19 protein-coding genes are annotated in these 18,894 nt (G+C 37.8%); 15 read left to right on the plus strand and 4 right to left on the minus strand.

The features are described 5' to 3' along the window. Positions 1–80: 80 nt before the first annotated feature. From ACRD67_RS08875 to ACRD67_RS08930, 12 genes are all read left to right on the plus strand, one after another. Positions 81–1,163: a hypothetical protein gene (locus ACRD67_RS08875; protein ID WP_430966776.1), complete on the plus strand. Its 1,083-nt coding sequence runs from the start codon at positions 81–83 to the stop codon at positions 1,161–1,163. A 491-nt stretch (positions 1,164–1,654) separates the two neighbouring features. After that, positions 1,655–1,948: a hypothetical protein gene (locus ACRD67_RS08880; protein ID WP_430966777.1), complete on the plus strand. Its 294-nt coding sequence runs from the start codon at positions 1,655–1,657 to the stop codon at positions 1,946–1,948. 77 nt (positions 1,949–2,025) lie between these two features. Next, positions 2,026–2,277: a hypothetical protein gene (locus ACRD67_RS08885; protein ID WP_430966778.1), complete on the plus strand. Its 252-nt coding sequence runs from the start codon at positions 2,026–2,028 to the stop codon at positions 2,275–2,277. 171 nt (positions 2,278–2,448) lie between these two features. Then, entirely contained in the window at positions 2,449–3,579 is a 1,131-nt protein-coding gene (locus tag ACRD67_RS08890) for a hypothetical protein (RefSeq protein ID WP_430966779.1), read from the plus strand. Positions 3,580–3,754: 175 nt separating this feature from the next. Then, positions 3,755–4,465 (plus strand): restriction endonuclease, encoded by a 711-nt coding sequence (locus ACRD67_RS08895; RefSeq protein ID WP_430966780.1) that lies wholly within the window; start codon positions 3,755–3,757, stop codon positions 4,463–4,465. Between the two features lie 275 nt (positions 4,466–4,740). Further along, on the plus strand, positions 4,741–5,043 hold the full coding sequence (locus ACRD67_RS08900) for a hypothetical protein (protein WP_430966781.1): 303 nt from the start codon (positions 4,741–4,743) through the stop codon (positions 5,041–5,043). A 1,277-nt stretch (positions 5,044–6,320) separates the two neighbouring features. Then, positions 6,321–7,181 carry a DUF4238 domain-containing protein gene (locus tag ACRD67_RS08905; protein ID WP_430966782.1) on the plus strand — a complete coding sequence of 287 codons (861 nt, stop codon included), beginning with the start codon at positions 6,321–6,323 and terminating at the stop codon, positions 7,179–7,181. 22 nt (positions 7,182–7,203) lie between these two features. Further along, positions 7,204–9,585 (plus strand): hypothetical protein, encoded by a 2,382-nt coding sequence (locus ACRD67_RS08910; RefSeq protein WP_430966783.1) that lies wholly within the window; start codon positions 7,204–7,206, stop codon positions 9,583–9,585. A 431-nt stretch (positions 9,586–10,016) separates the two neighbouring features. Continuing rightward, on the plus strand, positions 10,017–10,604 hold the full coding sequence (locus ACRD67_RS08915) for an Xre family toxin-antitoxin system antitoxin (RefSeq protein WP_430966784.1): 588 nt from the start codon (positions 10,017–10,019) through the stop codon (positions 10,602–10,604). Continuing rightward, complete coding sequence (locus ACRD67_RS08920; protein WP_430966785.1) at positions 10,601–11,065, plus strand: RES family NAD+ phosphorylase; 465 nt, start codon at positions 10,601–10,603, stop codon at positions 11,063–11,065. The genes ACRD67_RS08915 and ACRD67_RS08920 overlap by 4 nt, the downstream gene beginning before the upstream one ends. A gap of 167 nt (positions 11,066–11,232) precedes the next feature. Beyond that, positions 11,233–11,502 carry a hypothetical protein gene (locus ACRD67_RS08925; RefSeq protein WP_430966786.1) on the plus strand — a complete coding sequence of 90 codons (270 nt, stop codon included), beginning with the start codon at positions 11,233–11,235 and terminating at the stop codon, positions 11,500–11,502. A gap of 217 nt (positions 11,503–11,719) precedes the next feature. Beyond that, complete coding sequence (locus ACRD67_RS08930; RefSeq protein ID WP_430967158.1) at positions 11,720–11,956, plus strand: helix-turn-helix domain-containing protein; 237 nt, start codon at positions 11,720–11,722, stop codon at positions 11,954–11,956. Between the two features lie 22 nt (positions 11,957–11,978). Here ACRD67_RS08930 and ACRD67_RS08935 read toward each other — a convergent pair whose 3' ends face one another. Together ACRD67_RS08935 and ACRD67_RS08940 are read right to left on the minus strand one after the other, a co-directional pair. Next, the gene (locus tag ACRD67_RS08935; RefSeq protein WP_430966787.1) at positions 11,979–12,797 is read right to left on the minus strand and encodes a universal stress protein; all 819 of its coding nucleotides are present in this window, start codon (positions 12,795–12,797) and stop codon (positions 11,979–11,981) included. Positions 12,798–13,083: 286 nt separating this feature from the next. Beyond that, positions 13,084–14,028, minus strand: a complete 945-nt coding sequence (locus tag ACRD67_RS08940; RefSeq protein WP_430966788.1) for an alpha/beta hydrolase family protein — start codon at positions 14,026–14,028, stop codon at positions 13,084–13,086. 215 nt (positions 14,029–14,243) lie between these two features. Between ACRD67_RS08940 and ACRD67_RS08945 the strand changes: the two genes are divergently transcribed. From ACRD67_RS08945 to ACRD67_RS08955, 3 genes are all read left to right on the plus strand, one after another. Then, a complete protein-coding gene (locus ACRD67_RS08945) occupies positions 14,244–14,615 on the plus strand; it encodes a hypothetical protein (RefSeq protein ID WP_430966789.1) in 372 nt (123 codons plus the stop codon). A gap of 96 nt (positions 14,616–14,711) precedes the next feature. Beyond that, positions 14,712–16,763, plus strand: coding sequence for a TonB-dependent receptor (locus tag ACRD67_RS08950; RefSeq protein WP_430966790.1), 2,052 nt, complete (start codon positions 14,712–14,714; stop codon positions 16,761–16,763). A 28-nt stretch (positions 16,764–16,791) separates the two neighbouring features. Next, entirely contained in the window at positions 16,792–17,646 is an 855-nt protein-coding gene (locus ACRD67_RS08955; RefSeq protein ID WP_430966791.1) for a hypothetical protein, read from the plus strand. Positions 17,647–17,766: 120 nt separating this feature from the next. Here the strand turns inward: ACRD67_RS08955 and ACRD67_RS08960 are convergent, their stop codons facing one another. Both ACRD67_RS08960 and ACRD67_RS08965 read right to left on the minus strand, forming a co-directional pair. Beyond that, entirely contained in the window at positions 17,767–18,351 is a 585-nt protein-coding gene (locus ACRD67_RS08960; protein ID WP_430966792.1) for a GIN domain-containing protein, read from the minus strand. A gap of 112 nt (positions 18,352–18,463) precedes the next feature. After that, a complete protein-coding gene (locus tag ACRD67_RS08965; RefSeq protein WP_430966793.1) occupies positions 18,464–18,820 on the minus strand; it encodes a hypothetical protein in 357 nt (118 codons plus the stop codon). Positions 18,821–18,894: the final 74 nt, after the last annotated feature.

The following is an 18,894-nucleotide window of genomic DNA, read 5'->3' on the forward strand; positions in this document are numbered from 1 at the left end:
GGTACCAGTGCAACCGGTCGGTTTTAAATATGGTAAGCTATAACTATAGGCTTTGACCATAGCAGTAATATTCAAGCATCATGAGCAATAAAAATTTTTATATCAAACCGGTAATACCTAGGAGATTTATCCAGATTTTTCGGATAATTCTACTGTTGGTTCTATTAGTTGTTTTATTCCGCTTATTGGATAAAAATTTTGATAAAATAAATGATAGTATTGAGTGCTTTTTAGATGGAATCATAGAACTTTCAGCTAATAGTCTCGGATTACAAAAGTTGCTTAAGTTGTATGGGTTTGGTGGAATTATTGCTTTTATTATATATGTTTTTAAAAAGTTTTTTTCGAATTGGTATCAACAAATAAAGAATTATTTAAAAGCTAAAGGATTGCCGGACGAACAACTTATGAGGGAAAATTGGGTTTTTGGCAATGTCAAGGATATGATAGTCTCAATGATTCGCTTTTTTGCTAAATATCTAAGGCCAATTACGGGATTAAAGGTCTTTTTTTATTTTGTAATTACTTTTTTACTAGGATGGTTAGGCATTAAAGGTGTTGAAATAGTTAATGATGAGATTTCTGTTGGAGGTGATAGAATAAGTCATATCTATCAGTTGAACTCTGAAAATGATAATGGCTTGTCTAATCTGAAAGATCCCTTTAAACTGGTATTCAGTTTTGATCATGACGATAAGGATGTTGAAAAACATGGAACAGATGAACTCGATACGATGAAAAGATTTCTAAAATCGTTCAAAGGTTGTCTTGGGGATACAAAAGATAGGGTTAAATTGGAAATACGAGGCTATGTTAGTGAAACGCTTGATGATAATTACAAAAGTGAGATTGAACTTGCCAATGATAGAGCTAGAAATACAGAAAAGCAGCTTCTAGCATTAATGGAAAAAATACGATCTGATTATAATGAGCCAGGTAGTAAAGAAGTTGATTTAGGTTTTCTAAATCAAATTGAGATAGAAGTGGTTGAATGGCAGGATTCGCGTGAGGAATATGAGAAATTGATTAGGACCAGGATTTTTGAAGAATCCAAGGATTCCACTTTAAAAGAAGATGAAGAACTGCTACGTGAATTTACAGCGGAGTATCTTAATAGAAGAGTAGAGGTTTCAGTTATTAAGGCAGGTTCCTGCTATCCATAGTTTAAGGAAGTAAGCATTTGTACCATTATAATGCGTCTCAAGAAAACTATGATTGAGACTTTTATGTTTGAACTTGTTGTATTTAAAATTTCAGAAATTTACGAGGTCATTGGTCAAAAAAAGGACGAGTATTAAGCATAAAATAAATGAGGAATTTGTTTCAATTTGTCAACGGATATTAAAGGAAAATCTTGAGCTAAGTGATTGGGTTCTCATTGAGAGTAGTAATCAGTTTCAAACGGATAATTACTGTGGCGGATTCGATGGAATTGAGAACGAATTCACTTTCAGTTATTTTGACAAAGATAGAAAGGAATTTTGGTTTCAATTATCACTTTCTGATGTCAATCAAGTAGTGGGGAGAGTAATAACTGAAATAGACGTTAAGGAAGCAGAATACTAAAGTTCAATTAAACGATTGGTGAAAAAGACACCAAACGGAAATGGATTCACTAATTAAGAACAACAGGCTAGAGTAAGTACCCAAAGTCATGACAGAATTTAATTATGATAGTTCTAAATTGGAAATCGACTTTTACGGAGATTCTAAAGTTGATGTTTTTGATGATGATGAATTAGTACTTGAAATTAATAAAATTGACGATTCTTTATGGTTGGTTCAAGCATCATGGATTGAGGATAATTTAATTCTAATTAAGCAAGATTTAGCAAATGAATTAATTAGGTTTATTGGAAGAGAAATAAAAGAAAAGCATGGCACTGAATTACCAGTCGTCTTACATCCAAATTTTTTCCTGCCAATCAATAACTTAAACTCAAATTAATATTTAAAACCTATGTAAACAATGGCTCCTATGAAAAATCAAAATCTAGTTCGATAAAGTTCAAAAAAAGGATTTTTATGAGAAACGAGTTGAAAATACTTGCTATGAAACTTGACAAAGTGTTGGAACAGCAAGAATTAATTCTCAAGGCACTCGATAACAAAGTTGTGTTAGATAGCAGTCGCAGGATACCATCAAAACAGGAAAGAAGATCAAAAATAAAAATGGAAATCCAGCAACAGCTTAGGGAAATGTTTACTTTGAGACCATATAAAATAAAGTTGAAAAAAGAATTCAATTTGAAGGCACAACCTCACGCCTCACGGTAAAAGCCTATTTAAAAACCAATGATCCATCTGTTTTTGATGGTCTGAAAAGAAACAACTAGAATAATAAGAAAGGTTCAAATAAAGGATTACCAGTGACATCGATTTTATTCCAATTTTGGGGTAAATAGATGTATTTTACATCTATATAAACAAGTTGGCACCTATTAAATAATGACTAAGAGTGTGACAATAACAAGGTGGGTGGTTCCATGCTACTTTACTGAAGAAAGACATAAAACAGACCCAATAGAGGTTGACCTAACCAGTCACTTAAAACTCATGCTCAAAAATGAAGTTTGGAATCGTAAATTCGATTTTGGATTTAGCACTGGACTTAAGAACACAAACCCGAACGAAATAGATAAGGCAAAAGCCAAGATTTTTCCAAGATTCATTTCAGGGTATGTAAATGAAAATCGAATCCGAGATTTGATAGAACGAGAGTGTGGGAAATTTCCAGCTCATTTAAAATTGAATGACTACAAAAAATGGTCTCACCAAATAGGATTTGTTCTATTTGAAATTGAGTACAACATCAAGACAAACAATATCCCAACAAAAAAAGACCTGACTGAAGATTTTATTCCACATTTCGAGATGGATTTCGTTGAAAAATACCATCAAAAACTTGCAGTTTTAAAAGAGCTAGCGTCTTTTCTACTTGCAGGACTGCATTTGAGTTTTCCGACAGAATCAATCATGATGAGAACTGATAATCCAATAAATGACGGGATTTTTCAAATCAGGTCTGGACGGTCATCATACGCTTGTAAGATAAGTTCTAATACCTTCATGCATGAGATTCTTATTGAAACAAGTAAGTTGTCAAGTAATGTGAAACCAAATCTTAATGGACTAGCCTCAGTATGGCACTACAACCTGTGGTCATTGAAAAGGTATCTTAATGCTGTTGAATCAGACCAGCTATCTATGGATAACCTTCTGGACTTGTTATTTGCTCTTGAAGGACTTTTTGAAAAAAGTACATCTTCTGATTTTGTCAAGTCAATGTGTCTGGTGATGCTGTGTAGAAATAGAAAAGAAGCAAGGAAAATGAAAAATCTACTTGACGTTGCTTATTCAATAAGAAATGAAATCGCTCATGGCGGCCAATCATATGACCCTTATGACAAGGTAAAGCTAGAAGGCAAAGAGACTTTAGCACAAAGGATATACTGGAAGGTCAAACCAATAGTGGCCGTAATGATAATTAAAGCCATTTCGAAATTGTTAGACGACAAAAACATGAAAAATCTTAGGTTTAACTCTGACGACTTTGTTAACATTACATTTGAAAAATAAAAACTGGCACCAACATTGTATATAGTGCATGCCCTTCTCGACACGTGCCATAAACATGGCCGTTACCAAAGTTCAATTAAACGATTGATTACCACTGGTCAATTGTGCGTATATTGTAAATATGATCAATGATCATATACCATTGTTGTGTGTAATACAAAACAGCTAATATTATATGATATTCGATAATGAACCTCAAAACTGGAATGAATTACAAAATTATGTCGGACAGATGTTTCAGGAATGTGGGTTTAAAACCGAAATTTCTAAAGTTGTCGAGTTAGTGCGTGGAAAAAAGGAAATTGATGTTTACACTCAAGATATTAAAAGTGAGTACAAGCCAATTATTCTAATTGAGTGTAAGTTTTGGAATAAACCAGTTAGTCAAGAAACCATTCATTCTTTTAGGTCAGTGATTTCCGATTTTGGTGCAAATATTGGTTTCATTGTTTCGAAAAACGGGTTTCAAAAAGGTAGTTATGAGGCAGCAGATAAAACTAATGTCAAGCTTGTTACATTAAAAGAGCTAGAAACTGAATATTACAATAAATGGAAACAAGGAATGACCGCCAAATATATTCCATATGCGGATAGACTTTTTCCATATTGGGACTATCCAGGAAAAATGCCTATTGACGGTGGGACAATTGATTTCGATACAAATCAACTGATTTATAAAGCTTATTTACCTATATGCAGACTAGGGCCTCGAGATCAAATGCTTGATGGATTTAAAAGAAATTACCCAATTAAATTACCTGTCCTTGATGATGACTTCCAAATTATCGGAGAAAAAGAAATTCTGACCGACCGACAATATTTTGATTTCATAGAGCAAAATAAGGATAGAGCATATGAACAGTTTAAAAAATTATATAGAGAATAAAGTACTACACACAACATTGTATAACCGTAATTACGGTGGATTCCGACGTAGTCGAATCCACTCGGAATTCCCAGCACCAGTGATAAACCGAAAATAATAACTTAAATCCCGTAACTGAGGGTTATACGAGACAGTTATAAAAGTTCAAAAAAAAGATAATCTACTATGAAAGCCCTATTTTTTTGGTTATAGCTATTTTTATTTGCTCGAATGCAAACTCCCAAACAACGATGTTTTCTGGTAATTCATGTTCGGAAGGTCTAAACATTTCCTTCTTGAAAGCTGAAGAAGCTGAAAGGCTCTATGATAATCACGACAAGGATACAGAAAACCTCAATTTTGTCATCAATGAATATGGCGTTGTATTTAGGGGGAAATTAATAAAAAACATAGGAAATGTAGATGATGCGGTTTTTCAAACAAAAGACCTCCCAAAGAACCTTTATATAAAAATCGGGTTGAATATGGACGCTCCCGTCGAATACTTAACGAAACTATTATGTGAGATTGGGGAGATCAAGGGTACTTTTCAGCATGAAGCAAAATCAGTAGTTTGCTACTTTTATAAAAACAATTAAAGGATTCTTAAGCAATCAAATACCCAACTATGGATATTTTTTTATTCCAGATTTATTTTCAAATTGAAATTTTATATTTTTTATCAAATTCAATATTATATAAAGTTTAAATTATTAATTATTATGGCCGAAGCGGTTTTTGAAATACACGAAACCTTTAACATCACAGGCCGAGGTATTGTATTGACGGGTTTCATACTCGAAGGAGAATACCAGTTGGGGGATATTATACAGTTTAATTTCAAAGGGAATTCAATTTCAAGGAGAATAAAAGGATACATTAACCCCTAATATTAATATGAAATTATTTGACATTTTATTTTGTGTTTTGTATCGTAACATCCAAAGAACTAATAAGTCTATTACCGAATGGTCCACAATTACTGCTATTTCAATTATACTTTTATTTAATTTAGTTTCAATTCTGGCTTTTTTAGACATTCCTTTCCAGGCAATTGGCAAAATAGGCATGCTTATCGTGAGTGGATCTATTATTACCGCAAACTATTTCTACTTTCTAAAAATGCCAAATACAAGAAATTCTTAAAAAAGAACACTAATAATAGTCTTATTTTAAGAGCAGTTTGTGCCGTATATGTTGTATGGTCAATATTAGCTCTGTTTTTTTCAATGAAATTGAAATTGACGTTTTTCTACATTTTAATAGCCGGGTTGATAATGATTGAATTAATTATTATGCTCGATGTGGCAAATAGAAGAAGAAGCAAAAGAAAGTGAATATCAAAATAGAAATAACTGAAGCTTAAAAAGAACTGAGTTAATAAAGTTCAAATAAACGATTTTATAAACATCCATATTGAAGCTATCAGCAGTATTGAAGAAAAAATTATTCCAAGGGTTTTATCAATTTTGGAATACGGTTTTATCACACGATTAATCATGACTTTTTTACCCAATATATCTTAGAATGAGGCGTTTGGAATTTTCAGCGTCAAGATTTCGATTACATTTTAAATTATCCGTTCTACTTTTTTAAATTATCAGCCACAATTTACATAACGTCTGATTATAGTCATGAAATGTACTATAATGTCTTGCATTATGACACTTTGCTTGGGTAAAGCAAAGTATTTGGCACCACAGTTCTTTTAAATTTTTCTTCTAAATAGTTTCTTCTTAAAAGGTAATGGAACACTTATTAACTGACCGACAGTAGGACGGCCGGCAATGTGTGCGGAATGGCCTGCGGGTATCGAATCTTTTTTTTAATCATGAATTTGGGTTATTTTACGTAAGAATTTACCTAATTATTATTCATGAGTATTCCAAGAAATCATCATTTTGTTTCAGAAGTTCATCAAAAAAAGTTTTTCAACTATCAGTCAAATTGTATTTATGTCTATGATAAGCAGAGAAAAAATCTATATTCTAAAAGGACTACTAAGACCTTGTTTAGTGAGAGAGACTCTAATACTTCCTTCAATCATGGTACAAAAGACTTTACCAAAATAGAGGGTGACTTAAATGTAAATTTTGAACAAAAACTCTCTAATAACATTCAAATAGTAGAAGATTTCATTAAGAATAGAGAAATGAATGAATCGATAAATGATGCCTTGTTTAATATTGCAAGATTTGGCGTTATTGGAGAATTTAGAACTCCTAGAAATAAGAAAGGTATGGATGATGCCTTGTGGGAAGGTTTTTCGAAAATAATGGCTCAAAGTACCCCGGAATTAAAAAAGGGTTTAGATGAAGTTTTTGCTTATAGAAAAGAAGTTAAATATAGTAATGTTTTGACTTACTCCGAAACAGCTAATTCTATTTTAGAATTGATGGGAGGTCTAATATTTAAAATCATTATTCCTAAAAATAATGATGATTATTTTGTTTTACCAGATTGTTCGTCTATCACGGTAAGAGATAAAATCAACGATTACTTTAATCCTGATATTAAGGAAATAGCATACATCGGTGTTCCTGTAACAAGTAAAATGTTTATTCACTTTTTTTCAGAAAAACTGTTCAAAGAAAATACGCCTATTTCTGAAATAATTCATGAAAAGAGTCAAGTTATAAGAAAAATAAATATAGAATGCATGAATTTTAGTCAGGGTAAAATAGCTTGTGAAAGTGAAGAATATCTAGAGCAATTCGTTTCTAGTTTAGATGACTGATATCATTTAAAAAAAGAAAACTATGAAAGTGAACTTACAACAAGATTTAAGTCCTATAAAATTTTTATTTTTTATAAAACCTAAAAGTAGAAGTGGTTTTCTAGAATCGGTAAAAGCATTGTTTTCCCTTTGGTGTGGGGTTTACAGCCCTATTTTACCTTATTATTCGAGACTTTCTAAAAATTATAAAAATCGCTATAAATTAAATATCAACTTAATAGAATATTACCAAAATATAATTTCAAATTTTGACCCCGATGTAATTGTTTTTGAAGATGGATTAAATGAAAATGCTCTAAAAGAATTAGCGGATGGTCGAAAATTGATATCGCAAAGTGATTTTATAAAAGGTTTGAAAATCGGTCAACCAATTTCTAGCATTCATATTGATACTGTCTATGACACAATAATTAAGAAAGAATTCAAATACAAAAGAGTTGACAAGTTAGGCTTGACAATACCTAAGATTAAAGACAGAGATTTACTCCTTTGCGCTTGGCAAGGGAAAGTATTAGAAAATGTAGAGAATAAGTTTTTTGATAATTATTTACTAAAGAAACCATATGTTGAAAAAATTGATTTAACATATAATAATGTTATTCCCTTTATCCAAAATCAGCCAATATCTCTACTACTGGCAAATACTCACAAAACGCGGATGACTGGGAAAAGAGTATGGTTTAACAAGAAGGCTTTGTATTTTTTAAATCCAAATAGTATTTCAGATGTTATGGATTTTTGGAATCTAAGAGCTCTGGGTTGGACCATATTTCCTATACCAATAGCTAAAAAGAATCAAGTGACTTATGAAAAGTATATTATCAATTGTTTGGAGAATGAAGGTACTAAGGGCAAAGGATTTAATATAGCTGATGTACTAATTTCAAAGGATATTAAAAAGAAAATTGTAGTTGATTTTTTAGATGATTTAGTAAAGAAGAATAAAATAAAGGTTTCTGTCAGTTATCAGGGTTGGTTCCCGAGATTTTGGATTAATTCTACCGAGGTCTTAAAAGCAGATTTTGTTGATTGCCCTAGAGTTGTCTTCGGCAATAAATATGAATCTGTCGAAGTAGAAGTCGAAGAAAACGACTACGTAAACATTGATTTGCCAAAACCACCATTCAAACTGCGTCATACAGGTGAAATGATTTTTAAAAGTTATTTTTCATTTAATTATTGGAGTAGAAACGGAGAATATGCAGAAGTAATTGATGGTATTTCCACCAAAGATTGGCATAAAATTATCGGAAGCTATTTTTTTAGAGAGAATCAATGGAAAATTTCGGGAAGTGATATTATTCGTTATATACGATACAAGAAGGATAATGTACATTTTCATTTACCAAAATCTTTTGATTTTTTTTCTAAATACTTTAAGAACAAAGGGTTTGTCATTAATGATACCGCTTCTGGTAAGTTGGGGAGGGAAGTCTTAAAAAATGTAGGTGGAATTTATGGCGCAAATTTATTTTCTACTAAAAACGCAATTAAGATTATAGAATTATTTGAAGGAGGTAAGGTAGTCAGTGTTGAAGAGCTTGTTGGAAAGTTACAAAGGTATAAACCATATCCAGAAATAAAGGAGCCAAAGGAGGTAATAAGTCTATTTCTGGAAAAAAATATTATTGAATTTGGTCTTAGAATTCAATGTTCAATATGTAATCAAAGGTCATTTTATTTGCCAGCTGAAATAGATGATAACCTTAAATGCAATATTTGTCGAAATGATTTTGAACTTCCCAAGGCAGACCCTAAAAAGTCCATAGGATATCTTTACAGGGGAATAGGACCTTTTAGTAGAAATAATAAAGTTGATGGTATTTTGTCTGTTTTTTTGACTATTGGATTGTTTAGAAAAGATTTAGATACTGGCCCTGAAGAGATGTCTTTTATTTTCGATTTCGACGTTGCTAAGGGTACAAACAAATTTGAAATTGATTTAGCACTAATAACAAAAGGGGGAAGAAATAGCAAAGTCAATACATTTATATGTGAGTGTAAAACTTATAAAGATATTACTGAAAAGGATTATAACCGTTTAAAATTTATGGGAGAGAATTTACCAAATGTAACTTTGGTAATCTCTACATTAAAGGAAGAATTTTCAGAAGCTGAAAAGTCATTGCTTATAAAATTGACTAACAACTTCAGAGATGGCCATTATACAACCAATCCCGTTCTATTATTGACAGGAAATGAATTGGTTTCGGATGACAGATATTTTCCATTGAAAAAATATGAAGACAACATGGCCAGTCATAATCATGTAGATTATGTGAAAACACTTGCTGATTTAACCTGCGAAGAACATTTAGGTCTAAAAACATGTAATGAAATTTCAATTGAAGCTTGGGAAAAATTGCATGGGAAAAAAGACAAAAAAAAGAAGAAAAAATCATGAAGGGTTACAATACAAATTTAGCGTCTGAATATTATGTTTTGGCCTAAGAGAATTTTGGTAAAACAATCCTCCTACGCAAGCTCCGGCGGACAAGTAGGGGAGTGGAGTGTTACATATTTTAGGCGCGAGAAAAAGTAATTACCCTGTGGGTGATTGCTTTTTTCGGCGAGATGATGCGGCTGCCAAGCGGGCAACCAAGTTTCTCACAGACCTACGCCACCGCGCCGGCTGGCCCCTTCGCTAAAAAGGCCTACCAGACCTTTTCTTTACGCTCGGCCCTGTTTCTTTTTTTATCAGGAAAAAAAGAAAAGGTCATTTAACCTATTTTATAATCAATAAATTACATGAAACAATTATTTTGGTAAATTGTCGTTAATATTAAGACAAATGTCATTATTTTTTCATATCTTAGAATAAATTAAAGTCTAATTATGGCAATTAAAAAAAAGTCAGGGCAGGCGAAACAAGTCAAATACGTAAGACAAGGTGTTAGTTTGCATAAAAAAGTTCCAGCTGGGAAAACTGGGGATAAGAGAACAGTGGTGAGGGAAAAAGTAGATATCGGCAAGAATGTAGTTAAAATTACCTTTGAAGGAAAACCAAAAAAAATTCTTGAAGCAGTCTCATATGATTGGAATGATGATTCTCGCGGTTTTGAACTGGTAACGGTCATTAGAGATGGAATTGATTATGAAGCTTTTGAAAGTGTTGCAGTTAAAACACCCTTAAAAGATAAAGATTGGGCTGTTATTTTGGACACTACTTTGCGTACACTTGTTCGATATAAAAAAGACAACAAAACTTTTGCTCCAAAGCAAACTGAAAAGATTATTGAAATTCAACAATTAATGCAGTATGGTGAAGAGGTATTTGGAGATAGGGAAAATTTTCATGATTGGCTAATGAGTGAAAATATTTCCATTGGAGGCATGGTTCCTGGGGATTTGCTAGATACTTCGGTTGGTTTAGGAATTGTAAAGGATGAGTTGGGAAGAATAGAGCATGGCATTTTAGCATGATTGTATTCAGAATTTCCAAAGGTAAATATAAAACTGATTTATCTGGTACTGGAGCAGAGCTTTACGGAGGAAGATGGAATAACAAAGGAACTAAATTAATATATACGGCATCATCAAGAGCTTTGGCAATGTCAGAGGTTGCTGTCCATATCCCATTTAACAAACTGCCAAAAGACTATTTTTTAATTTCAATAGAAGTTCCCGAATCGAAAATATCTATTATTACCGAAAAAGACCTAAAAGGTATAAACTGGAAATCAAACCCTCCATTATATTTAACTCAAGAAATCGGCGACAAATTTGTTGATGAACAGAAAACACTAATTCTACAAGTTCCCTCAGCAGTAGTATCAGGGGACTATAATATTTTACTAAACCCTTTACACAAGGAAATCTCAAAAGTTAAGATACTAAACGTAGAGGTTTTTGAATTTGATATGCGTCTATTTAAAACTAAATAATTATCTCTACATTATGTCAAATAGACTCAAATAAAAGTTTCTTTGGAACACATAGGGTAGCAAGTGCTTAGAAATTTGCTCGTAGAGAAATTTCATACTTATGCGGCAAGCTGACGAGAGTTCCCTGAAAAATTTTACCAACGTACAGTTCCAAATACAACGCGAATTTGAAAACACTTAAAAGGTTTTGCTTTCCTGCCTGCCGGCAGGCAGGTTTGGCGCTGGCCGAGCGTTGGCAAATTGTGTTTAAAATAAAATGCCAAAGCATTTTGATTTTAAAAAGCAATCGAGCGTTTGCGAGCGGCTATTTTATACGCCTTCGCGGGCTACGGCGCACAGGCATAACGGTCATTACTTTTATTGTAAGGAATCCCATGGTAGAAACGACAACTACCAAAGCTATTTTACATAACGCCATTTATGACTTCTATTTCTGAATCATAATTTATATTATGTAAAATACAAATATTAATAATAACAGAAATTGATCAGTCTTTTAAATTTAGCCTATATAGATTTAGCTCGTCTTTATGCAGGCCATGAATCCAAAAAAAAGTCGTATCCCCTACCTATCTTCAAGCTCTGGAAACATTGGAAAGTGAAATAGAGTTCCATTACAAAACCAAAAAATCTGCAAAATTTTATGCAGATAAGTTGCATATCACCCCAAAGCATTTAAACAGGATAACTAAAGCCACCCTAAACAAAAAAACCATTGAACTGATAACGGAACGTGTTATATTGGAAGCAAAACGCCTTATAGTGCACTCCACAAGTTCTTTGACGGAAGTAGCCAGGATTTTGGGTTATGAGGATTACACCTATTTTTCCAGAGTGTTTAAATTAAAGACAAATAGTAGTCCCCAGAAATTTAAAAAGAGATACCAATAACCGCTTCTATCACATTTTTTGGCTATTGCATGATCAACACCGGGATATCAAGCTTCCGTAGTACGTGCTTTAAGGGGTCTTCGGTATTGCCCAATGGCGATATAGTGCCTCGGGGTTGTTTTTTTTCGATACAGAACAATTGTGTATTGGTCTTTGAAACATAAGAGGCCAAACCATCAAAAGCATTTAAACCTTCTGAAAATACATAAGAAACCGCTTCTTCTGAACTACTTTTCTGATTTTCAGAATTTTCATCAGAACCACGAACACTAAAGAATTTTATCGGTTTAGTGGTTTGTTTCTTTAAATCATTAATGATTTCAAGACCATTATCTGCAAGTTTATTACCGTATACTCCAAGTGAAATGTCCTCATAAGTATGAAATTTATGGTCCTCACCAACAATCAATATATTGGCATTGCATTCATCCAATAAAAACTCGATAATGTCATCAGCAAGAAAGTTGATCAATTTTGATTTCTTTTTTCCTAAGACTATAATGTTGGGTTGCACTTTGGCAATATGATTTTGTAAGACGCTTTTAACGTTTCCATGAGCCATATGGTATCCTATGGAAACGCCCTCGTGTTCACTTGTTTTGCTGACCAATTGTTGGAGTTTGGCTATGGTATTGCGATTGTCTTCATGTATAACGCGCATTGCAGACAATTGATTTTCTGATTTAACTACATCTGTGGGAGCCTTTATATGGAATACCTCTATGTGCCCCTTTATGGTTTTTGCAAGTTGAACTGCATTTTTTAGGGCTATTTCGGATGCTTTTGACTCGTCCATTATTACGAGTAAACGGTATTTGGAATGCGGGTTTTTAGAAACCATAGCTTATTTGTTTTCAGGTGAATAAATGGTTATTGATAGTCTTGGCTCTAAAAATAATATTATTACTATTATAAAAGAATAGTTTAACTTTTGATTAATAAAAGTATCACGGTTAGGTTACCCGAATAGGCACATGACCGAAATGATGCACTCCTGCCCAAAGCCGGTGACAGTCGCTATGTCCGGTCTCGTTAAACCTATAGTGGATGTTTCCTGTCATACGTGCTGTCCATGGGGACCATCACCTTGGTATCCGTGCTTTCGTTGCGTTCTCCATGTTGATCCATTACTTCAAGTAGTTTTCAAACCAGGCAAACAGTTCCCCAAAGTAGGCATCCCGGAACTCCTTGAGCGAATGCGTACCGCCCACATACTTCACAAGTCTATACGGTACCTTATGTTTACTGAGCTCTTTTGCAAAATCCAAGGTATAGTCCGTGTATATCGCTGTGTCATTCTCACCTTGTAAAATAAGAATGGGCACCGTCTTGGGCAGTTCATGTACCCAATAGATCGCCGATCTTTTTTTTAAGACTTCCTTCTTGTTCACATTATAATTGGGGATAAACTCGGCCCACCATTCATCCAACAACGGATCGTCAACAGCACTTCTGGAGATATCCGTTGAAGGACCTCCTATGGCCATAGCTTTTATTTTATCGGTTCTTTTTAGGGTTAAGAACGATGTCATGCTTCCCCGGCTCCAGCCAAACATGCCCAATTTTGAGGTGTCCGCCTTTGGTTGGGACGCCAATAAGGGAATAAGGTTCAGCACATCGTTGATATCCCTGCCACCATACTCTTCCTGCCCTTCGCCTCCTCCATTTCCCCGATATTGGCTCGCGGCGATAACGTATCCCCTATGCGCAAATCTGGACAGCTCCCCCAAGCCAATGGATGCTATAGGGTGCGTGAGGGAGCCAAATTCAAGGCTTCCGCCCCGATTGTAGATGATCGCAGGGTACTTTCCGGGCTTTTTGGGCTGCAACAAAAACCCCTTGACCCGTAAACTATCACTCCAATAGGTAATGCCATACACCTGGGCCTTTTCGAAATAGTCAAAACGACTCGGGTCCAGCTCCACACTGTCCCTTGCTTCGGTCGCTTTGATGTAGTCGACCAAGGCCTCAAAAGTTTTTAATTCCACCTTGTCGATCAGGCTTCCATCCGTTTGGGAAAAAACAGGAAGCACAAGGAATTGTAGCATCAAAAGAATAAGAAATCTATGCATGGCCTTTGTGAATTAGTGTTCAGAGGGTTGTTTTTTATAAATGGTCAACGTCCAGCAATATCGCCATCCTTCCAAAGATATTATTTTATGGGCAAAGGCCCCAACATCCCACCAAACCGCGACTCTCCTCCCCTAACCCATAAAAAAGACTTTTTTGTCGTTTATGCTGACATTTGTCATGTTATTTGCTAACACCCCCTCCTACTTTTGTCCCTATGAAAAGCTATGTAGTTCTTTTCGTTGCATTCTCCATGTTGATCAGACCGCTCTGGCCCATTGTGGAATACGCCATGAACTACGATTACATCGTAAACGTGCTCTGTGAGAACAAGGACAGGCCCCAATTGCAGTGCGATGGTAAATGTTACCTCTCCAAGCAACTGGCATCCCAACAAAGCGAACAAGACCCCTTTGGGGAAAATCCGCTACGGACCCAAATGCAACATCCCGTCTTTTTCCAATCGCTCTGCGATCTTCATTTACAAATCGTGCCTGCGCTGGATCGTAAAACCAATTTCAACACCCCTCCCCGCTTCCTCTCCACCCTCCTTACCTCCGACATTTCCGAACCGCCGGAATTGGGCTAATTCGATCTTTTTGTACCTGCTGTTTCCTTGGATGGTCATACCCTCCAACCTAGGCGTGTACCCTTTACTTATTGAATTGGTCTAATACAACAAATCATGAAAACCGAATTTCGGCCTGGGTCCCCTGGTGGGACGGGCCTAAAAAAGATGACCTTGGTTTTTGCACTGCTAGCCCTATCCCAGGGACATGGGCAAGAACTTAAGGTCGACCCCATAACCGACTCCATCCTACCCATCAGCCTGGAAGAGATTATTTTGATCTCCTCCTATAAAAGGATGTTGGAACACAAATCGCAACATAAACCGCTGTCTACTTTGGACGCCTACCTGGAGTCCTCCAAAAAGGTGAAAACGATCAAGCGGGGCGCCTATGCCTGGGAGCCGGTGCTGAACGATATGACTACCGAACGCCTGGCCGTCACTATTGACGGGATGCGTATTTTTGGTGCCTGTACGGATCGCATGGATCCCATAACCTCCTATGTGGACGTTTCCAACCTGTCCGCCGTACACGTGGTCAGCGGCCAACAGGGCACGGAACACGGTGCCACCATTGGGGGTGCCATAGACCTGCGTCTGGAGAAGAGCAATTTTAGGCCCGAAGGCTGGTCCGGCATCGTGGAAACCGGCGGCGAGACCAACAACGAAGCACAGATCCTTGGTGGGGAACTCAACTATTCGGACGAGCGCTTTTATGCCGATACCGATATCATTTACCGCAAGGCCGAAAACTATGTGGCCGGTGGTGGCGAAGAGATCGCCTTCTCCCAATTTGAGAAATACAACCTGTCCGTTAACGCGGGGTATAAGGTGTCCGACGACCAAAAGCTGTTGGCCAGTTTTATCTTCGATGAAGCCCGGGACGTGGGGTATCCTGCCCTGCCCATGGATGTTTCCCTGGCCCGTGCCTTTATCGGTTCGCTAAGCTGGGTGCAGGATGACTTTATAGGGGATTTTGAAACTTGGGAAACCAAGCTATACGCCAATTCCATCACCCATATCATGGACGATAGCCAACGCCCAGACGTGGCCATTCGGATGGATATGCCGGGATGGAGCGATACCTACGGATTTTACTCACAGGCACGGTTAAAATGGGATAAGCACAGCTTTTTGGTAAAAATGGACGGTTTTTATAATCGTTCCCTGGCCGAAATGACCATGTTTCCGAACAATCCCAATCAACCGGAGATGTTTATGCTTACCTGGCCCGATGTTCGTACCCTGAATGCCGGCTTTTTTGCCGAGGACGTCATCGAACTAAAAAAGAGCTCCCTGGAGCTTACCACCCGCGTGGCCGTACAAAACTTTAATGTGGCGGACGAGTTTGGACTGAACAGCCTTCGGATTTTTTATCCGGAAGTGACCCAGTACCAGACGCGCTTGCTCAAAAGTGTTTCGGCCCACTATCGGAAGAAATTCAAGCAGCTGAGCTTCAATGGCGGACTCTCCTATGGGGACCGTGCGCCATCGGTGTCCGAAGGTTTCGGGTTTTACCTCTTCAATAGCTTTGACAACCACGATTATATAGGCGATCCCGATCTAAAGAATGAAAAAGCGATCGAAGCCAATGCCAAGATCTCCCTACCGCTCAAAAAACTCCAATTGGGCTTGGAGGGCAATTACTTCCATACGATGGATTTCATCATCGGGGAGGTAAATCCAGATTTGGGCGTCATGACCATAGGTGCCGATGGGGTAAAGATCTACACCAATTTGGACCATGCCAAGCTGTACAACATCGCCCTGGATGCCGAATACAAGATTACCCCGGAACTGAGTTGTACCGGGCTGGTCTCCTATCATCGGGGCACGGACCAGGATAGTCGCAACCTGCCCTTTATCAGTCCCCTGGCCTACAATGCCATGCTGCAGTATACCCAAGGAGATTTCTCGGGTTCGTTAACGATGCGGGGTGCGGCCGATCAGGTGAATTTTAACCCGGAATTTGGCGAGGACCGCACCGGAGCCTATACGGTGTTTTCACTGTCCCTGGGCAAGGCCTTTTCCATCAATGATGACAATGTCCATGTAAAGGCCGGGGTAGAGAACATTTTTGACGAGTTCTACTCCACCTACTCGGATTGGAACAACATTCCCCGCATGGGCCGCAATTTTTACATGACCGTTTCGTATGCCATCAATTAAATCAATAAAAACAGAAAAATCCATAACAATGAAAACCATTAAATTTCTACTTGCAACATTGATCATATCCCTAAGTTTTATTTCGTGTAACAGTGATTCCGATGACCCTATCATTGTCGATGAAAACCCCCTGGCGGATTTTACACTCTTGACCAGCTTTACCGCCAACAACCACAGCATAGAGGTGTATTCCGAACAGTCGCAGTTTAGCGTGGGCTATAACGAGCTGTTCCTGCGTTTCAAGGACGAGGGCACGGACAGCTATATCTCCAATGCAATCGTTTCCTGGACCCCTATGATGCACATGACCGAAATGATGCACTCATGTCCAAAGTCGGCCGTCACCAAGACCAATGACGCCTCGGTCTACAAAGGCTTTGCGGTATTCCAAATGCCGGGAAATGCCGATGAATATTGGGAACTGGAGTTAGAGTATTCCTTTAACGGGCAGACCTATAATGTGGCCGAACGCATAGCCGTCAAAGCCCCGATCGATGGGAATAAAACCGTCAATGTCTTTATGGGTGCCGATGACAGTCGGTATGTCTTGGCAATGATGCCCTTAAAACCAAAGGTGGCCATAAACGACTTTTCGGCCGTGCTCTTTAAAATGGAAAACATGATGACCTTTTCCGAAGTGGATAACTTTAAGGTCATGATCGATCCGCGTATGCCGGGCATGGGCAACCACGGTTCGCCCAACAATGAAGATCTTACCTACGATGCATCGGCCAAAATGTATACGGGTAAACTGTCCCTGACCATGACGGGCTATTGGAAAATCAACCTAAAGGTAGAAAACGAAAATGCAGAAATAGTGAAGGGCGAGGACGTTTCGGACGAAAACGAAAGTAGTAGCCTCTTCTTTGAGATCGAGTTTTAGTGCGATCGTGCTTTAGTGTATGTTCTGAAAAGGCCACCAAAACGGTGGCCTTTTGCCCTTCTGTTGTGCCACCAACACGGCGGCACCTGCTAAAACTCAGTGAAAATCAAAAAATATTTTTTATCGTCCTCCTACCCGGACCCGCGCCAGCCCATCGGCCGACTTCCGAAGTTCAGCCGTTTCGAGCTCCCTGGCATCGATCTTGCCCATGCCGTTCAGCTGTAGATCCGCTTCGTCCGCATGTCCCGAGAGGTACATAGTACAGAGTCCGTCCAGACCGATCTTCAAGGTCTTTACGTTCACCTCCAGGTCGCCCTTGATCAATCCGTCCCCTTTGATGCGCAGCGTTTCGCTCTCCACGGGAGCTGTGGAGACCACATGGATCAGTCCGTCCATCTCTAGGCCACTGATACCGGGATGGCTAAGGTATACATGGATCTTGGGCGCGGAACGGAAACCCTCTTCTTCCCTATGTTGTATGTAGAGCGTGCCATTACGCACCTCCACATAGTATTCGGCCAAATGGCGTTCCTTTTTGGCCTCCAGTTCCACTACAGGGGTCGTTCCCCGCTCCAGGAATAGGCGGATGTTGCCATCCAGGTCTACGTTTTCGAAGGAATCAAGCTGTAGAATTTGCCTGCTTTGGGCAAGGGAGAAATGTGCCGCCAGCAGCAGGACGGTAAGTGTTAGCATCAGTTTTTTCATGAGTGTTGACGTTTGTGTTGATGATGAATAAACAAGGGCCTTTATTTATTAGACGCCACAAAACCGGCATTGGTTGCCCGGATATAGGAAATATTTTTCTAGGGGCAATTGTTTATTCGTCCTGATCGGAATATTGCGCCTCTACCATGGCACGGTATAGCTTGGAAGTAAAGGAATTTTTGTGCAGGTCCTTGAGCAGGCGCTGGCGCTTTCGCGCTTTGATGTCCATCGTATCCAACATTTCCAGGGCGCGAGCCATTTCGGCCTTTCGGTCTTTTTTCATTTGGATACGCTGTTCCACCGAGACCACCATTTTTGGTTCAAAACGCTCCATAAGCGTCCTTTTTTCCACCTGTATTTCCTCGGACGTCTTGGAAGGTGATTTGGATTTGCTTTCTTGTGCGGACAGCTGTAGTCCGCCGAAAACAAAAAGACACAGCAAATAGGTCCTTAAGGTCGATGCTTTCATTTCATAAAGGTTCTGTCTCACAAGATAGCCATTATCCTCTTGTTTACAGTGAGTTACGAAGGCTGTACAACGAG

Origin of the sequence: Eudoraea algarum (assembly GCF_050589645.1) — a bacterium.
Classification (GTDB): Bacteria; Bacteroidota; Bacteroidia; order Flavobacteriales; family Flavobacteriaceae; genus JBNGOQ01.

Coding starts and splice junctions, on each gene's coding strand:
- ACRD67_RS08875 (WP_430966776.1), top strand. CDS start 81: ATGAGCAATAAAAATTTTTATATCAAACCGGTAATACCTAGGAGATTT.
- ACRD67_RS08880 (WP_430966777.1), top strand. CDS start 1,655: ATGACAGAATTTAATTATGATAGTTCTAAATTGGAAATCGACTTTTAC.
- ACRD67_RS08885 (WP_430966778.1), top strand. CDS start 2,026: ATGAGAAACGAGTTGAAAATACTTGCTATGAAACTTGACAAAGTGTTG.
- ACRD67_RS08890 (WP_430966779.1), top strand. CDS start 2,449: ATGACTAAGAGTGTGACAATAACAAGGTGGGTGGTTCCATGCTACTTT.
- ACRD67_RS08895 (WP_430966780.1), top strand. CDS start 3,755: ATGATATTCGATAATGAACCTCAAAACTGGAATGAATTACAAAATTAT.
- ACRD67_RS08905 (WP_430966782.1), top strand. CDS start 6,321: ATGAGTATTCCAAGAAATCATCATTTTGTTTCAGAAGTTCATCAAAAA.
- ACRD67_RS08910 (WP_430966783.1), top strand. CDS start 7,204: ATGAAAGTGAACTTACAACAAGATTTAAGTCCTATAAAATTTTTATTT.
- ACRD67_RS08915 (WP_430966784.1), top strand. CDS start 10,017: ATGGCAATTAAAAAAAAGTCAGGGCAGGCGAAACAAGTCAAATACGTA.
- ACRD67_RS08920 (WP_430966785.1), top strand. CDS start 10,601: ATGATTGTATTCAGAATTTCCAAAGGTAAATATAAAACTGATTTATCT.
- ACRD67_RS08935 (WP_430966787.1), bottom strand. CDS start 12,797: ATGGTTTCTAAAAACCCGCATTCCAAATACCGTTTACTCGTAATAATG.
- ACRD67_RS08940 (WP_430966788.1), bottom strand. CDS start 14,028: ATGCATAGATTTCTTATTCTTTTGATGCTACAATTCCTTGTGCTTCCT.
- ACRD67_RS08945 (WP_430966789.1), top strand. CDS start 14,244: ATGAAAAGCTATGTAGTTCTTTTCGTTGCATTCTCCATGTTGATCAGA.
- ACRD67_RS08950 (WP_430966790.1), top strand. CDS start 14,712: ATGAAAACCGAATTTCGGCCTGGGTCCCCTGGTGGGACGGGCCTAAAA.
- ACRD67_RS08955 (WP_430966791.1), top strand. CDS start 16,792: ATGAAAACCATTAAATTTCTACTTGCAACATTGATCATATCCCTAAGT.
- ACRD67_RS08960 (WP_430966792.1), bottom strand. CDS start 18,351: ATGAAAAAACTGATGCTAACACTTACCGTCCTGCTGCTGGCGGCACAT.
- ACRD67_RS08965 (WP_430966793.1), bottom strand. CDS start 18,820: ATGAAAGCATCGACCTTAAGGACCTATTTGCTGTGTCTTTTTGTTTTC.